This window comes from Pedococcus soli, assembly GCF_054782575.1.
Genome location: NZ_BAAGSF010000004.1, coordinates 273021 through 290133, shown reverse-complemented (window position 1 = coordinate 290133; position 17113 = coordinate 273021). Strand labels below are relative to the sequence as shown.

The 17113-nt window shown below is 70.2% G+C and carries 14 protein-coding genes; all 14 read left to right on the top strand.

Annotated features, from left to right (window positions below):
• Nucleotides 1–57 precede the first annotated feature (57 nt).
• On the top strand, nt 58–2289 hold the full coding sequence (locus ACYVKF_RS07365; protein ID WP_460965901.1) for an FG-GAP-like repeat-containing protein: 2232 nt from the start codon (nt 58–60) through the stop codon (nt 2287–2289).
• Nucleotides 2290–2412: 123 nt separating this feature from the next.
• Nucleotides 2413–4665, top strand: coding sequence for an FG-GAP repeat domain-containing protein (locus ACYVKF_RS07360; RefSeq protein WP_460965899.1), 2253 nt, complete (start codon nt 2413–2415; stop codon nt 4663–4665).
• A gap of 23 nt (nt 4666–4688) precedes the next feature.
• Entirely contained in the window at nt 4689–6050 is a 1362-nt protein-coding gene (locus ACYVKF_RS07355) for a serine hydrolase domain-containing protein (RefSeq protein ID WP_460965897.1), read from the top strand.
• 188 nt (nt 6051–6238) lie between these two features.
• Nucleotides 6239–7045: an ABC transporter ATP-binding protein gene (locus ACYVKF_RS07350; RefSeq protein WP_460965895.1), complete on the top strand. Its 807-nt coding sequence runs from the start codon at nt 6239–6241 to the stop codon at nt 7043–7045.
• Nucleotides 7038–7745, top strand: coding sequence for an ABC transporter ATP-binding protein (locus ACYVKF_RS07345; RefSeq protein WP_056915703.1), 708 nt, complete (start codon nt 7038–7040; stop codon nt 7743–7745). The genes ACYVKF_RS07350 and ACYVKF_RS07345 overlap by 8 nt, the downstream gene beginning before the upstream one ends.
• 72 nt (nt 7746–7817) lie before the next feature.
• Nucleotides 7818–9089: an ABC transporter substrate-binding protein gene (locus ACYVKF_RS07340; protein WP_460965892.1), complete on the top strand. Its 1272-nt coding sequence runs from the start codon at nt 7818–7820 to the stop codon at nt 9087–9089.
• A 92-nt stretch (nt 9090–9181) separates the two neighbouring features.
• Complete coding sequence (locus ACYVKF_RS07335) at nt 9182–10054, top strand: branched-chain amino acid ABC transporter permease (protein WP_460965890.1); 873 nt, start codon at nt 9182–9184, stop codon at nt 10052–10054.
• On the top strand, nt 10051–11079 hold the full coding sequence (locus ACYVKF_RS07330; protein ID WP_056915700.1) for a branched-chain amino acid ABC transporter permease: 1029 nt from the start codon (nt 10051–10053) through the stop codon (nt 11077–11079). The genes ACYVKF_RS07335 and ACYVKF_RS07330 overlap by 4 nt, the downstream gene beginning before the upstream one ends.
• A 52-nt stretch (nt 11080–11131) precedes the next feature.
• Nucleotides 11132–11908 (top strand): MerR family transcriptional regulator, encoded by a 777-nt coding sequence (locus tag ACYVKF_RS07325; RefSeq protein WP_460965888.1) that lies wholly within the window; start codon nt 11132–11134, stop codon nt 11906–11908.
• Nucleotides 11909–12100: 192 nt separating this feature from the next.
• On the top strand, nt 12101–12496 hold the full coding sequence (locus tag ACYVKF_RS07320; RefSeq protein WP_056915699.1) for a hypothetical protein: 396 nt from the start codon (nt 12101–12103) through the stop codon (nt 12494–12496).
• Between the two features lie 49 nt (nt 12497–12545).
• Nucleotides 12546–13091 (top strand): hypothetical protein, encoded by a 546-nt coding sequence (locus ACYVKF_RS07315; RefSeq protein ID WP_460965886.1) that lies wholly within the window; start codon nt 12546–12548, stop codon nt 13089–13091.
• A complete protein-coding gene (locus tag ACYVKF_RS07310) occupies nt 13092–14576 on the top strand; it encodes a sensor histidine kinase (protein ID WP_056920353.1) in 1485 nt (494 codons plus the stop codon).
• A complete protein-coding gene (locus ACYVKF_RS07305; RefSeq protein ID WP_056915696.1) occupies nt 14573–15199 on the top strand; it encodes a response regulator in 627 nt (208 codons plus the stop codon). The genes ACYVKF_RS07310 and ACYVKF_RS07305 overlap by 4 nt, the downstream gene beginning before the upstream one ends.
• Before the next feature lie 204 nt (nt 15200–15403).
• Entirely contained in the window at nt 15404–17110 is a 1707-nt protein-coding gene (locus ACYVKF_RS07300; protein ID WP_460965883.1) for an ABC transporter substrate-binding protein, read from the top strand.
• The last annotated feature ends 3 nt before the right edge of the window (nt 17111–17113 follow it).

Below are 17113 nucleotides of genomic sequence, written 5' to 3'. Positions count from 1 at the left end.
CGTCCCGCACCTATGCTCCGTCCAGCATTTTCGCTGGTTTCGGGTGGGGAGCAGGGTATGGCGGGTCGTGGCGTTCGGAGCGGCCTCACCGTCGGTGGGGTTCTCGCGGTCCTGGTGGTAGGCCTGCTGGCCGCATCGCCGGCCAGCGCGGCCGCGTCGCCGGTCGTCCGGGACATCTCGATCTCGGGGACCAGCATCTCGGCCCCGGGGAAGGTGACGCTGGGCTACACCGCGACGGTCGACTCGCCCGTCACCTACGCGCAGGCGACGTATCTCGACGCGCGTGGCACCACCCGCATCGTCGCCCTGACCATGGGGAGCTCGGGGTCGGGTGACCTGCAGGTAGTTGACGGACGCCCCAATGGCACGTGGACGCTGAAGTCTCTCGCGTTGTACAGCAACGCCGGCGGCGCGGTGGTGTGTCGCCTCGGCGACACCAGTGCCGCGTGCACCGAGCGCCGCGACCTCACTCCGTACGACGTGGTGGTGAGTGGGTCCCACGAGGACTTCGACGCGCCCCTGCTCACCTCGTTGAGCGTCTCGCCGAGCGAGGTCGTGGCAAACGGCGTTGTCACGGTCGACTGGGCGACACAGGAGGCTCACCGGACCACATCCGTGGCCTTCACGTTCGAGAACACCCGACCCGAGGCTCGCGGGGCCCGCATCGTCCTGAACACCTCGGATGTCGCGGGCAACTCCGACTCGTTCAGTCGCCGCCTCGGGTCGACCGCCTACGACGGGCCATACGTGCTCGTGCTGGCGCGCACCTACGACAGCCTCGGCAACTCTGCGACGTTCCGCCCCGACGGGACCGTCGTCCCAACCTCCCCGGCGACCGGACCGACCACCCACGACGTCGACTTCGCGTCCGTGGGCTTCACCTTGTCGGGTTCCACCCAGGACGATGCACCGCCCGTCCTCAACTCGTTCGCAGCCACGGGTGGCCCACCGGCGGTGGGTAAGCCGTACCCGGTCGCGTACTCAGCCTCGGATGCGAGCGGTCTGCGCTCGGCCCTGTTCACCTGGACCGACCTGAATGGCGTGAGCACCTCGATGGCGGCCACCGGCAACCCGCCGCCGCTGACGGGCTCGCTCGCCTACACCCCGAGGTCGATCGGCACGCACAGGTTGACCAAGGTGACCCTCACGGACCCCTACTCCTACTCGATCGAGTACCGCCGCGACGGCACCACGTGGAACGCTCTGACGGGCGAACGGGGCACCCACACCCTTGACTTCACCAAGCTCGACCTCACGACCAGGCCCAGCGCGGTCCAGGTGCTCACCGCGAGGTCTCGACCCGGCTCGGCCCAGCTGACCTGGGTGGTCTCGCCGGACGAGACCCCGGGCATCACCGGCTACCACATCGTCGTGAACCCGGGCGGCCGTGTCCTCGACATCGCACCGGCGCGCGGGGACCTGTCGTCGTACACGGTCGATGGCCTCACCAACGCCACCCGCTACACGTTCTCCGTCACCGCCCAGAGTGCTTTCGGCAACGGGCCGTCGCGGTCGGCGTCCACCGTGCCCCTCATCTCTGGCAACCTCTTCGGAGCGGGGGACGTCACGGGCGACCGCCGCGACGACCTGTGGGGGCACCTGCCCACCGGGGAGGGCGCGATGCGGCTCTACCGCGGGACGAACGTGCCCGGGTACCGGGGCGCCACGGTCGCGGAGTACCTCGGGGGCGACCGCGCGTTCCCGGCAGCGCCCAGTGGGGGGTATGCCGCCTACCTCGTCGTGGAGTCGGACGGCCGACTCAGCACCCGCCACGTCGACCGCAACGGCACCATGCAGTATGGAACCGGTTCCGGCTCGGGCTGGGGTGGCATGCGCTTCATCGACGGCTCGGCCGACCTCTCCGGCGACCGGATCGCCGACATTGTGGCCGTCACGCAGTCCGGACAGATGCGCGTCTACCGCGGACGCGGGAACGAGACGTATGCAGCAGGTACCGCCCTGGGCACCGGCTGGCAGTCGATGACCAGGGTCTTCGTCCCCGGCGACGTCACTGGCGACCGCAAGGCCGATGTCATGGCCGTCGACTCGGCCGGCGTCCTGTGGATCTACCGCGGCAACGGTTCCGGTGGGTTCAGCTCCCGGGTCAAGGTGAGCTCGGGATGGGGCGGACTGGGGGCGCTCTTCTCGGCCCGCGACGCGACGGGCGACGGCAGGGGCGATCTCGGCGCGGTGACCAAGGCCGGGGAGCTGCGGATCTACAAGGGCCGGGGCAACGGCACCTTCACCGGCGCCACCGTCGTCGGCACCGGCTGGGGCTCTTTCCTCTAGTCGGTCCGACGCGCTGCCCGGGGCTGCGTGTCTGCGCAGAATGTCCCTACTCGTCGCCGCGACACGACGTGCCGACCTATGCTCCCTCCCAGCACCGCCGGGGTTTGAAGGGACTTGAGGGGTATGGCGCTTCGTCGCGTTCGGGGAATCGTTGCTGTCGTCGGTGGGGTCGTGGCGACCCTCGTGGCGGGTCTGCTGACCGCCACACCAGCCAGTGCCGCGGCCGGACCGGTCATCACGTCCATCTCGGTGAGCACCAACGCCGTCAAGGCGCCAGGCGAGGTGGTGCTGTCCTACACCGCGACCACCACCGCCCCCGTGGACGAGGCTCTGGCCGGGTACAAGGACCCAGCCGGCCGGCTCTACTCGGTCAACCTGTCGAAGGGAACGTCAGGCTCGGGGACCCGGAAGGTGCCGGACGGGGTGCAGAACGGGACGTGGACGTTGCAGTACGTCTTCCTCACGTACTCTCCCAACGACTTCACGTACGCCTGCAACCCGTCGTACGCCAGCACTAACGCCAAGTGCACCGAGACCCGGGACCTGTCGCCGTACGACGTCGTGGTGTCGGGGTCCACCGAGGACTTCGAAGCGCCGGTGCTGACGTCCATCGGGGTGTCGCCCACGAAGGTCGAGCCAGGGACCCCCGTCACCATGCGCTTCGCCGCCCACGACCTGCACCCCGTCGTGAAGGCCACCTTCACCTGGGTCCACGGCGCGCAGGACGAGCACTTCTCTCTGACGTCGACGGATCCGGCGGAGCTCGCGGCAGGTGCGTTCACCCGCACTGTGCCCCACCTGCAGTCCAACGGCGACTACGTGCTGTCGTCGGTCGTCCTGGAAGACCCCAACGGTTTCGCCTCCCGGTACGCAGCAGACGGAACGATCGGGTACACGGCACCAGCCGGGATCTTCTTCCCCCAGCCGACGCGACCCCGCGGGACCCACAGCATCCCGTTCTCGGCATCAGGTCTCACCGTCGCGAACTCCTACTACGACGGACCCGGCCCGGTCCTCGCGAGGCTGGCGGTGACGTCCTCTGCCGTGTCCGGTGGAACAGCGACCGCCACCTACTCCACGACGCTGACCTCCTCCACGCTCCGGTCGATCTCGGCGCTGTACCTCCTGGACGGCGATCCGGGTGTTGCCACCAGCCTGTGGTCCGAGGACGGCCGGGCCGCGGGGAGCGTGACTCGCGGCCTCCCCCAGCGCGTGGGCACCTACCGGTTGCAGCGCGTGGTGCTGCTGGACGCAGCGATGCGAAGGACGGAGTACACCCGCGATGGTCGGGTGCTCGACGAGCGGGGGAAGACCATCGGCGAGCACGCGCTGGACCTCGCGGCCGAGGACATCGTCGCGAAGCCCAGCAAGCTCGACGTCTCGGGACGGAGTCGTCCGCAGTCGATCGAGCTGGGGGTCTCGACCATGCCCGACGAGGCGCAGGACCTCACGTCCTACCGGGTGGTGGTCAACCCGGGTGGTCGGGTCGTCACCGTGCCGGTGACGGGGGAGTACAGCAAGGTGGTCGTCCCCAGCCTGCGCAACGGCACGACCTACACCCTGGCAGTCACGCCTCAGAGCAAGATCGGTCCCGGTCCCACGACGACGGTGTCATTGACGCCGATGATCTCCGGGAACGTCTGGGGAGCCGGGGACGTGAACATCGACCGGCGCGACGACCTCTTCGCGCGACTGCCGGCAGGACAGGTGCGGCTCTACCGTGGCGCCGGGTTCCCGAAGTTCAAGGCCGCAACCACCGTCACGGACCTCCCTTCGAGCCGCAACTTCCCGTCGGGCCGGATCTACGGGTACACGGCGTTCCTCACGATCAACCAGGACGGTGGCCTCGAGGGAAACATGGTCGACCGGGACGGGAAGTCGCTCGGGTCGACGATCAGCGGGACCGGCTGGGGGAGCATGCGCTCCATCGACGGCAGCGCCGACTTCTCCGGAGACGGTCTGCCCGACATCGTGGCGGTGACGTCGACCGGTGCGATGCGGCTCTACAAGGGCAACGGCCAGGGGAGGTTCGCCGCGGGGACCCAGATCGGGACCGGCTGGGGCTCGATGGTCCGGGTGTTCGTGCCCGGGGACGTGACCGGTGACCGCAAGGCCGATGTCATGGCGGTCGACGCGACCGGCGTCCTGTGGATCTACCGCGGCAACGGCCGGGGCGGCTTCCTGGGTCGGGTCAAGGTGGGTCCGGGCTGGGGCGGGATGGGTGCGCTGTTCTCTGCGCGCGACGCGAACGGCGACAGCCGTGGCGACCTCGGGGCGATCACGATGAACGGTGAGCTGCGGTTCTACAAGGGTCGCGGCAACGGCACCTTCACCGGCGCGACCGTCGCCGGCACCGGCTGGGGGTCCTTCCTGTAGGTCGTCGGCTAGGTTCGGTGACCATGCCGCTCGAGACCACGACCGTCGCCGCCCTGGACCGCAGGCTCGCCGAGGAGCAGTCGACCTGCCGCCTCCCCTCCATCGCTGCTGGCCTGGTCCGCGGCGGGGAGCTGGTCTGGTCCGGTGCCGTCGGCACGGTCGACGGTCGCAAGGACGGCGCACGCGCCACCGTCGAGACGCAGTACCGCATCGGCTCGATCACCAAGACCTTCGTCGGCGTCGAGGTGCTGCGCCTGCGGGACCAGGGTGCGCTGGACCTGTCCGACCGGATCGACGCCCACCTGCCCGAGACCTCGGACAGCGAGTTCGGGCACGTCTCGGTGGCCCAGCTGCTCTCGCACAGCTCCGGCCTGCAGGCGGAGACCAACGGCCCGTGGTGGGAGCGCACCGAGGGCGGCGACTGGGCAGCCCTGCTCGCCAGCCGCCCGGGCCTGCGGTTTCGCCCCGGCGCCCGCTTCCACTACTCCAACACCGGGTACGCCGTCCTCGGCGAGCTCGTCGGCCGGCTGAGGGGAGTGCCGTGGGACGAGGCGGTCCGCACCGGACTCCTCCACCCCCTCGGTATGGCGCGGACCTCCCTTCGTCCGCAGGCCCCCAGCGCCCCGGGCTGGGCCGTGCACCCGCTGGCCGACCTCGTCCACGTGGAGCCCGAGCACGACGCCGGGGCGCTGGCACCGGCCGGCCAGCTGTGGTCCACGGTGTCGGACCTGGCGCGCTGGGCGGCCTTCCTGGGTGGGCGGACCGAGGGGCTGCTCTCGGCTGCGACGTTGGCGGAGATGTGCCTGCCGATCGTCGTCAACGACAACCCGGGGCAGGCGTGGACCGCAGCGCACGGACTCGGTTGGCAGGTGTGGAACGTCGACGGCCGCAGGTTCGGTGGCCACGGCGGCTCGATGCCGGGCTTCCTCGCCGGGCTGCGGGTCGACCTCGAGACCGGTGACGGCGTCGTCGTGTTCGCCAACGCGACCTCGGGGATGGGCACGATCACCGTCGACCTGATGACCCTGCTCGCGGAGCGCGAACCCCTCCCGCCGACCCCGTGGACCGCAGACGCCGAGCAGGTGGGCGGACTGGAGCTGGTGGGGGACTGGTACTGGGGGACGACGGCATACTCGCTGCGCCTGGCCGCAGACGGAGGACTGGTCCTGGGCGAACCCGGGCTGAAGCGTGGCTCGCGGTTCAAGCGCACCGAGACCGGCTGGGTCGGGCTCGACAGCTACCACGAGGGGGAGCCGCTGGTGGCGCACCGTGGCCCCGACGGGCACGTCAGCCACCTCGACCTCGCCTCGTTCCGGTTCAGCCGCACGCCGTACGACCCGACCGCGCAGATCCCCGGGGACGTCCACCCCGACCGCTGGCACTGACCGCACCCCGAGCGCGGGAACGCCTCACAAGGCCCTCCTGCGCCTCGATCAGGTATGTGGGGCCCGGACATGTTCTCTGGTGGCTCTGTGTCGAGGGCGGCCATGTCCGGGGTCACTGGGCGCCCCTAGTGTTCTGCAGAACCGCGACGGTCCCCCTGCCGTCGCACCAGCCGCACGAGGAGGTGCCGGTGCCCACCGAGGCCAGCCCGAAGGCATCAGGCTCAGCAGATCGAGCAGCATCAGCCCTGCTCGAGACCCGCGACCTGACCAAGGAGTTCCGCGGCTTCCGCGCCGTCTCCGACGTGAGCCTGCGGGTCGTCGAGGGCACCGTGCACGCCCTGGTCGGCCCCAACGGCGCCGGCAAGACCACGCTGTTCAACCTCCTGACCGGCTTCCTCACGCCGACGTCGGGCGAGGTCCTCCTCGCGGGCCGCGACGTGACCGGTATGCAGCCGGAGCAGATCGCGCACCTCGGCATCGCCCGCTCGTTCCAGATCACCAGCCTGTTCGACCAGATGAGCGTCGTCGACCACGTCGAGCTCGCCCTCGCCTCGCCCACCGGGCTCGGCTACCGGTTCTGGCGGTCGAGCTCGGCGATGAAGCAGTTCCGCCCGCGAGCGATGGAGCTCCTCGACGAGGTGGGCCTCACCGACCGTTCCGGCGCTGCTGCCGGTTCGCTGGCCTACGGGCAGAAGCGCGCCCTCGAGCTCGCGCTCGCCCTGGCGCTCGACCCCAAGCTGCTGCTGCTCGACGAACCCACCGCAGGCATGGGCCTCGAGGACGTCGACCGGACCATCGCCCTGGTCAAGAAGGTCGCGGCCGGCCGCACCGTCGTGTTCGTCGACCACAACATGCACGTCGTCGGCTCCCTGGCCGACACCGTCACCGTGCTGCAGTCCGGGCAGGTGCTCGCCGAGGGCACCTACGAAGAGGTCCGGAACGACGACAAGGTCATCACCGCATACCTCGGACAGGCCGGAGACCAGCATGTCTGACCAGACCCTCGAGATCGCGGGACTGTCCGCCTGGTACGGCGAGGCCAAGGTCCTCACGGACGTGGACCTGCGGGTCGAACCCGGTGAGGTCGTCACCCTCGTCGGCCGCAACGGCGCCGGCAAGACCACGCTGCTGCGCTCGGTCATGGGACTGCACCGCCAGGTCGAGGGCACCGTCACCTGGGGCGGCGACGACCTCGGCAAGGCCAGCGCCGACAAGCGCGCCCGCGCCGGCATCGGCTGGGTGCCGGACGACCGCGGCATCTACGCCACCCTCACCGTCGCCGAGAACCTCCTGCTCCCGCCGGTCACGAGCAAGGCCGATGCCTGGAGCCTGGACCAGGTCTACGAGCAGTTCCCGGTCCTGCACGAGCGCCGGGACTTCCCCGGCACCAAGCTCAGCGGCGGCGAGCAGCAGATGCTGGCCATCGCCCGGGTGCTGCGGATGGGGTCCACGCTCCTCCTGCTCGACGAGCCCAGCGAGGGCCTCGCCCCGGTGATCGTGCAGCGGATCGGCGAGATCATCCGCCAGATCAAGTCCCAGGGCGTCTCCGTCCTGCTCGTCGAGCAGAACGTGAAGTTCGCCTCCACGGTCGCCGACCGCCACTACCTGCTCGCCCAGGGCCGGGTCGTGGAGTCCCTGGACAACGACAGCTTCCAGTCCCGCACCACCGAGCTCCTCGAGTACCTCGGCATGTAGCCGGGGCTCGAGGCACCTGCACACCGCGTCACCACATCCCACACGCACCACTGAACAACCCCAGGAGGGGACATGCAGCGCACCCGGAACTCGATGTCCAGCTTCGCCCGGAGGCCCTTGGCCCTCGCGGCCACCGCGGTCACCGGCAGCCTCGTGCTCGCCGCCTGTGGCGCCGGAGGCCCGAGCTCGGGCGGCGGCAAGATCAGCGACGACAAGGTCGTCCTCGGTCTGCTCAACGACCAGTCGGGGGTCTACAAGGACCTGTCCGGCCCCAACTCCAAGGTCGCCATCGAGATGGCCGTCGCGGACTACAAGGCCAAGTACGGCGACAAGGCGGTGGCCAAGAACATCGAGATCGTCCAGGCCGACCACCAGAACAAGCCCGACATCGCCAACACCAAGGCGCAGGAGATGTACGACCGCCAGAAGGCCGACATCATCCTCGACGTCCCCACCTCCTCGGCCGCGCTCGCCGTCGCCACGCAGGCCAAGGCCAAGAAGAAGCTGTTCATCGACATCGGTGCAGGCACCACCGCGCTGACCGGCAAGTCGTGCAACAAGTACACGTTCCACTGGGCCTACGACACCTACATGCTCGCCCAGGGCACCGGCGCCACGGCCGTGCAGAACGGTGGCAAGAACTGGTCCATCGTCTACCCCGACTACGCCTTCGGCCAGGACATGACCAAGTCCTTCACCAACGCCGTCACCAAGGCCGGCGGCACGGTGCAGCAGTCCATCGCGACGCCGTTCCCCAACGACAACTTCTCGACCTTCATCACCAAGGCCGAGTCGAGCAAGCCCAACGTCATCGGGATCATGGCCGCCGGCGGCGACCTCATCAACTTCGTCAAGCAGTTCAACCAGGCCGGCCTGCAGGGCAAGACCCAGCTCGCCGTCGGCCTGATGTTCATCACCGACATCCACAGCCTGGGTGTCGACCAGTTCCAGGGCACGCAGTTCACCGACGCGTGGTACTGGAACTTCGACGACCAGAACCGCGCCTGGGCCGACAAGTTCAAGGCCAAGACGCAGACGCGTCCGTCCTTCGCCCACGCCGGCAACTACTCCGCGGCCCTGCAGTACCTCGAGGCCGTGCAGCGCGCCGGCACCGACAACTCCGATGCCGTGGTGAAGGAGCTCGAGGGCAAGAAGCTCAACGACGTCTTCCTGCGCAACGGTGAGGTCCGCGCCGCCGACCACCGCGTCCTGCACGACGCCTACCTGGTCAAGGTCAAGAGCAAGGACCAGGTCAAGGAGGAGTGGGACTACGAGGAGGTCGTCTCAACGATCCCCGCGGCCGAGGCCTTCAACCCGGCCGTGAGCACCGACTGCACGATGTGACGGCCCGGACCCGGTGGGCGACCCCCACCCACCGGGTCCGCACCCTCCCCGCACCCTTCCCGCCACCGCCGCACCGACAAACCGGAAGAGCCATGACCGCATTCATCCAGTACACCCTCCAGGGCCTGGCCCTCGGCGGGTTCTACGCCCTGGCCGCCCTGGGCCTGGCGGTGATCTTCGGCGTGCTCGGCGTGGTCAACTTCAGCCACGGCGCCTGCTACATGCTCGGCGCCGTCGGCGCCGCCCTGCTGCTCGACGCGACCGGCCTCGGTTTCTGGGCCGCCCTGCCGATCATCACGGTGGCGATGTTCCTGTTCGGCGTGCTGCTGGAACGGCTCTTCGTCCAGTGGCTGCTGCGCCTGGACCCCCTCTACAACTTCCTGCTCACCTTCGGCATCACCTTGTTCCTCGTCGACTTCGTCAAGCGCCGGTACGGCGTCTCGTCGCTGCCGTACGAGCTGCCCGCCGGCCTGCAGGGCCGGGTGAACGTCGGCAGCGTCTCGCTGTCGAGCTACCAGATCTTCGTGGCGGTCTTCTCCGTCGCCCTGTGCCTGGCGGTGTGGATGCTGCTCACCAAGACGCGGGTGGGCATGATCGTGCGGGCCTCGACCGAGGACGCCGAGCGCTCGCGGGCGCTGGGCATCAACGTCGGCCGCTGGGTCACCCCCGTGTTCGGCTTCGGCATCGCCCTGGCCGGCCTCGCCGGTGTGCTGCGGGCGCCCACGGGTTCGGTCAACGCCGACATGGGCAGCTTCTTCATCATCATCCTGTTCGCCGTGGTCGTCATCGGCGGACTCGGGTCCATCCTCGGCGCAGTGGTGGCGGGCTTCCTCGTCGGACTCGTCGAGGCCTACGGCCAGGGCTACGCCGGGTCGTTCAGCCAGGTCCTCATCTTCGTCCTCATGGCCGTGGTGATCCTGGTCCGGCCCTCGGGCCTGTTCGGTCGCGAGGAGGCCGCATCATGAGCTCCCAGCTGGTGTCCAAGGTCGACGTCGACCTCCCCGACGCCCCGTCCATCACGGCGCAGCGCCCCTACCTGCGGTGGGTGGGCCTGGCCGTCGGCCTCCTCGTCGTCCTGGCGCTGCCGTTCTTCATCTACCCGCCGGTCGCGATGGACATCGCCGCCTGGGCGCTGTTCGCGATCTCGGTCGACCTGCTGCTCGGCTACACCGGCCTGCTGTCCTTCGGGCACGCCGCCTTCTGGGGCACGTCGGCATACACGACCGGCCTCATCGCGATCCACGCCGGCCTGCCGTTCCCGGTCGCGGTGCTGGGCGGCGCGGTCTGCGCCATGATCCTGGCGGTGCCGACCGGGTACCTCGCGGTCCGGCGCACCGGCATCTACTTCGCCATGGTGACCTTGGCGTTCGCGCAGATGGTCTACTTCATCGCCAACCAGTGGCGCAGCGTCACCGGCGGCGAGAACGGCCTGCAGGGCGTGCCCAAGAACCTCGGTCCGCTGACCGACCTGATCAACCAGGACCCGTTCTACTTCTACTACGCGGCCCTCCCGCTGATCCTCATCGGCGTCGTCATCGCCTGGCGCACGGTCAACAGCCCGTTCGGCCGGGTCCTGGTCGCCATCCGCGACAACCCGGCCCGCGCCCGCGCCCTGGGTTACGACGTCGAGCGCTACAAGATCATGGTGTTCGTCATCTCGGCGGGCCTGGCCGGCCTGGCCGGTGGGGTGTTCTCCGCCAGCCACGGGTTCGCCTCGCTGCAGGAGCTCATCTGGACGACGTCGGGCAAGGTCGTGCTGATCACCGTCCTCGGCGGCATCGGCACCCTCTGGGGCGGTCCTGTCGGCGCCGCGCTCGTGGTGCTCCTCGAGGACCGGCTCGCCTCCTCGGGGTTCAACGGCATCGGCATCATCACCGGCGCGATCTTCGTGATCATCGTCCTGGCCTTCCGGCACGGCATCTGGGGCACCGCCCGCAACGGCATCGGTTCCTGGCTGCGGTCGCGGCGCCGGGCCCGCGAGGACGCCTGAGTCACGGAACGGCCTTGACCCTCACGCGGCGTGAGGGGTCACAGTGGTCGTCATGACCGAAGGCACGCAGCTGGCCAGGCTCACGGTGGGGCAGGTGGCCGAGCAGTTCGACCTCACGGTGCGGACCCTGCACCACTACGACGAGATCGGGCTGCTCACGCCCACCGACCGTTCGCGGGCGGGCTACCGGCTCTACACCCCCGACGACCTCACGCGCTTGCAGCACGTGGTGGTCTACCGGCGGCTCGGGTTCACCCTCGAGGAGGTCGCCCTCCTCCTGGACCACCCGGAGAGCGCGGAGCAGCACCTGCGTCGCCAGCGCGCAGCGGTCATGTCCCGGCTCGACGAGATGCGCGATCTCGTCGAGGCCATCGACCGAGCACTGGAGCGAGAGATGAACAACCAGCCAGCCAGCACCGAGGACATGAAGGAGCTCTTCGGAGACGGCTTCCACGACAGCCAGACCGAGGCCGAGCAGCGGTGGGGCGACACCGACGCCTGGAAGCAGTCCCAGCAGCGGACCAAGGGGTACACCAAGGCCGACTGGGCGCAGGTCAAGGTCGAGAGCGACGCCCTGCACCAGGGTTTCACCGACGCCATGGACGCAGGGGAGCCCCCGACGAGCGTCGCGGCGATGGACGCGGCCGAGGCGCACCGGCGGCACATCGACGAGCGGTTCTACGACTGCTCGCCCCAGTTCCACCGCAACCTCGCCGACCTGTACACCAGCGACCCGCGGTTCACGGCGACGTACGACGAGATCCGCCCGGGCATGGCGCTCTACGTGCGGGACGCGATCTACGCCAACGCCGACCGCCAGGAGGCCTGACCTCCCTCGCCCGACGACCCACCGGTATGGAGCCGGCTCCCCCTCGAGGGAGCCGGCTCCTCCGCGTGGGGTGGCCGGTCGGAGAAGGGCGCGTGGGTACTACGACCATCGCCCAATACCGCGTGAACCGACCTGAACCGCACAGTGGTCGCACGGTCACAGGTGGTGACCACCTCACGGAAGGACAGAGCGATGAACACCTCCACGAAGAGCGCAGCGGTGGTCCTCGGCGTCGCGCTGGTCGCCACCGTCGGCGCCCAGCCCGCCAGTGCCAAGGGCCTGGACGTCCGCGCCAGTGGCACCTGCTCCAAGGGCAGCGTCTGGAAGCTCAAGGCCAAGGCCGACGACGGCCGTATCCAGACCGAGCTGGAGGTCGACTCCAACCGGGTCGGCCAGGCCTGGTCGGTGCGGCTCTCGGACAACGGCGTCCTGCTCTGGTCGGGGAAGCGCACGACGGTGGCCCCGAGCGGCTCGTTCACCCTGGGCCGCCTCGTCGCGAACCGCGCGGGCACCGACCGCATCAGGGCCACCGCCACCACGACGTCGACCGGCGAGACCTGCTCCGCCGTCGTCGTCTTCCCCGGATAGGCCCCCTGCACCTCCATCACCCGTCACACTGGTCCCGGAAGGATCTGTCATGAAGCGCACCACCATCACCCTCGCCGCCCTCGTCGTGGCCCTCTTGCCCGCCGCCGCAGGGCTCTGGGGCAACGCCTCCTTCTCCCAGGCGGTCCCCGTGCGGGTCCCGGCCAGCGGCCAGGTCGCGACCGGGACGGCCACGTCGCCCACCGGGACCTCGACCACGGCCGACGACCACGGCGGCGACACCCCCCGTGACCAGCGCACCGAACCCGGTGACGACCGCGACCACAGCGCCACCTCGACGGGCTCCTCCACGTCCTCCGGCCACTCCGGCCACTCCGGCCGCGGGCACTCGGGTTCGGCCACGCCGAGCGGCACCTCCACCACGGCCGACGACCACGGTGGCCGCACCCCGCGCGACCAGCGGACCGAACCCGGTGACGACCGCGGGTCGGCGACGTCAGGCAGCGCGACGTCCGGCAGCTCCGGTTCGGGGTCTGGTTCGAGCGGATCGGGCTCGAGTGGTTCCGGCTCGGGCGGCCACGGTGGTTCCGACGACAAGGGCGCCGACGACCACGGCGGCCACGGAAGCGACGACTGAGTGACCAGCACCCCCAGCAGCCCGGCCGTCTCGGAGCACCCCTCTCCCGAGACGGCTGCGGCTGTGCCCGCAGCCCCCGCCGACGAGGCCGTCGCCGTGCCCGCCGACGAGGCCGTCGCCGTGCCCTGGGTGACGGTGTCGCGGCCCGTCGTCGAGGCCGAGGTGGACCCACCGGTGCGGCCCAGGCGGGTGCTGCTGCAGCTCATCGCGGGCCTGGTCGCGGTGCTCGTGGTCGTGGGGGTGCTGGGTTCCCTTGCGTCGCAACGGCTCGCCGAGCGCGAAGCCGTCAACGATGCCGCGAACACCGCGGACGTCCTCGCCGATGCCGTGATCGCCCCGTCGCTCAGCGACGCGCTGGTCGCGGGCGACCCGACCGCGCTGGCCGAGTTCGACACCCTCGTGCGCGACCGCATCCTCGGTCCGGCGATCATCCGCGTGAAGCTGTGGGCGCCCGACGGCCGGGTCGTCTACGCCGACGAGCCCCAGCTGGTCGGTCGCACCTTCGCCCTCAGCGAGGACCAGCGCATCGCCCTGTCGGACCCGCAGACCAAGGCCGAGGTCTCCAACCTCACCGGCTCCGAGAACCAGTTCGAGACCGGGGGCAAGGCGCTGGAGGTCTACCGTCCGGTGTGGTTGCCCGACGGGCGCCAGCTGCTCTTCGAGACGTACTCGCCGTACGAGCCGGTCCAGCAGCGGTCCTCCCAGCTGTGGCGCGGCTTCTCCGGGGTGACGTTGAGCAGCCTGCTGCTCCTGGTCGTGCTCATGGCGCCGATCCTCTGGCGCCTCCTGCGCCGCCTGTCCGAGGCCCAGCGGCAGCGCGAACGCCTGCTCGAGCGCACCGTCGACGCCTCCGACGCCGAACGCCGCCGGATCGCGGGGACCCTGCACGACGGTCCGGTCCAGGACCTGGTCGCGACGTCGTTCGTCGCGGCAGGGGCGGCGGCGCGCGCGCAGATCGCGGGTGACGACCGGACGGCTGCCGAGCTGCACGAGCTGGCGGGCTCGGTCCGGGGCAACATCCGGGTCCTGCGCTCGCTGCTCGTCGACATCTACCCGCCGAGCCTGGCCGGGGCAGGACTGGGTACGGCGCTCGCGGACCTCGCGGAGTCCGCGACCAACCGGGGGCTCACCGTCCACCTCGACACCGAGGGGGAGGCGGACCTCGGACTGGACGAGAGTGAGGAGCGACTCGTGTACGGAGTGGCCCAGGAGTGCCTGCGGAACGCGGCCAAGCACGCCGCACCGTGCACGGTCAGCGTCCGGCTGGCCCGCGAGGAGGGTGACCGGGACGAGGTCGTCCTCGACATCGTCGACGACGGGCCAGGGTTCGACACGGTGCTGCTGCGCGAACCCGCCGACGGGCACTTCGGCCTGCGAGTGCTGGCCGACCTCGCCAGCGACGGGGGTGCGACCCTCCAGGTGGCCTCGGCTCCCGGGGCCGGCACGCACTGGCGGCTGGCCCTGGTTCCCGGGGGTGCCGCGTGATCAGGGTCCTGGTCGTCGACGACCACGCCATGGTCCGCAGCGGCCTCACGGCCCTGCTCGAGGCCAGCGGCGACATCACCGTCGTGGGCCAGGCGCCCGACGGCCGGGTCGCGGTGACCCAGGCCGGCACGCACCAGCCCGACGTGGTCCTCATGGACCTGTCGATGCCGGTCATGGACGGTGCCGAGGCCACCCGCGAGGTGCTCGCCGTCGCCCCGGACGCCAAGGTCGTGGTGCTGACGTCCTTCTCCGACAAGGACCGGGTCAACGCCGCCCTGCGCTCGGGTGCCGTCGGCTACCAGCTCAAGGACGGGGAACCCGCCGAGCTGCTCGCGGCCGTCCGCGCCGCCGCTGCCGGGCACGCCCCGCTCGACCCCAGAGTGGCGCGGGTGCTCCTGCCGACGCCGGGGGAGCAGTCGGGTGACGGCCTGAGCCCGCGGGAGCGCGAGGTGCTGCGGCTCGTCGCACAGGGCCTGGCCAACAAGCAGATCGGCCGCGCGCTGGGCATCAGCGAACGCACCGTGAAGGCGCACCTCGGCCGGGTGTTCCGTGAGATCGGGGTGGTGGACCGGACCAGCGCGGCCCTGTGGGCGCGCGACCACCTCCCCGACGCCGCCCTCTGACCAGCAGCGTCCTGACCCCGCGCCGTCCTGCGGGTCCGTCGTCCCCTCCGGGTCCACCCCGACGCGCTCCTCGCCCGGCCGCGCCGGGTCCGTCGTGACTGCGCGCTGTCCGGATCGTGGAAAAAGTCATGACTCGTCCCTGTGCAGTGGACTGTATACAGGATACGATCCGACGGATCCGGCCCACACCCCCTGGGAGCGTCCATGACCATCCGCACCGTCCTGCGCCGCACGTCCGAACCCCGTCCACACGGCCCCACGGCTCGAGCGACCCATGCCTGGGGTCGTCCACTCGCCCTCGCCGTGGCGTTGTCCCTCGCCGCCGCGGGCTGCAGCGCCGTCCAGCCCGCGTCCGACTCCGGCTCGTCCGGTGGTTCGGCAGCCACCGGCAAGGACTCGTTCGGCGAGCCGGCGGCTGCCGACCAGGTCAAGGACGGCGGCGACCTCGTCATGGCGCTGTCCGCCGAGCCGGACCAGCTCGACCCGGCCCTGTCACGCAGCCTCTACTCGCGCTACGTGTTCCATGCCATGTGCCAGAAGCTCTACGACGTCGACCAGGACGCGAAGGTCGTGCCGCAGCTGGCGACCGCGCTCCCGACGACGAGCGCAGACGGCAAGACGGTCACCATCCCCGTGCGGGACGACATCGTGTTCGCCGACGGGACGAAGTTCGACGCGCAGGCCGTCAAGGCGACCCTCGACCGCAACCTCACGATCGAGGGGTCCGGACGCAAGAGCGAGCTGGGACCGATCACCGACGTCGAGGCCAAGGACTCCAAGACCGTCGTCGTGAGCCTGTCCAAGCCGTTCGCGCCGCTCACCGCCGCGCTGACCGACCGAGCCGGGATGATCGTCAGCCCCAAGGCCGCCAAGGCCCTCGGTGACAAGTTCGCCACGGCTCCGGTCTGCGTCGGTCCGTTCAAGTTCGCCAAGCGCGTCCCGCAGAACTCGATCGAGCTCGTGAAGGACCCGAAGTTCTACGACGCCGACAAGGTGCACCTCGACAAGGTGACCTACCGGATCATCACCGACGCCAGCATCCGTGCGGCCAACCTGCGCTCCGGCGACGTGCAGATCGCGGACTCCCTCTCGGCCCAGGACGTCCCGGCCCTGCAGAAGGAGAAGGACCTCCAGGTGCTGCAGTCGCAGTCCCTCGGCTACCAGGGCGTGACGTTCAACATCGCCAACTCCGACGGCATCGGGTCGCCGCTCAAGCAGATCGATCGGCCCGAGGCCAAGGACCCCCGGATCCGCCAGGCGTTCGAGCTGGCCGTCGACCGGGCCGGGCTCGTCAAGGTGATCTTCAACGACCTCAACACCGTCGCCTGCTCCCCGATCGCCCCCCAGAGCGAGTTCTCCACCGAGGCCGCGCAGGCGTGCACCCCGCACGACCCGGCCAAGGCGAAGGCGCTGCTGAAGGAGGCCGGCGTCACCACGCCGTTCCCCATCGAGATGATCACCTCCAACAACCCCGACAGCCTGCGCCTGGCCCAGGCGCTGCAGTCGATGGTCAAGGAGGGTGGCTTCGACCTTCAGATCAAGCCGGTCGAGTACGCCTCGCTGCTCGACCAGCAGGACCGCGGCGAGTTCTCGCTGCTCCAGCTCGGCTGGTCGGGACGCATCGACCCCGACGCCAACATCACCAACTTCGTCGGCACCGGTGGCAGCCAGAACGTCGCCGGCTACAGCAACGCGACCGTGGACGGGCTGCTCGACCAGGCGCGTGAGACGAACGACGTCGAGAAGCGCAAGGGCCTCTACGACCAGGTCGTGGCGAAGCTCCACGAGGACGACCCGCTCATCTACCTGTACCGCCAGCGCAACCTCACCGGTGTGTCCACGTCGGTCAAGGGCGTCCAGGTCTTCCCGGACGGCGTCGTCCGGCTCGGGTTCGCCGGGATGGCCAAGTAGGCG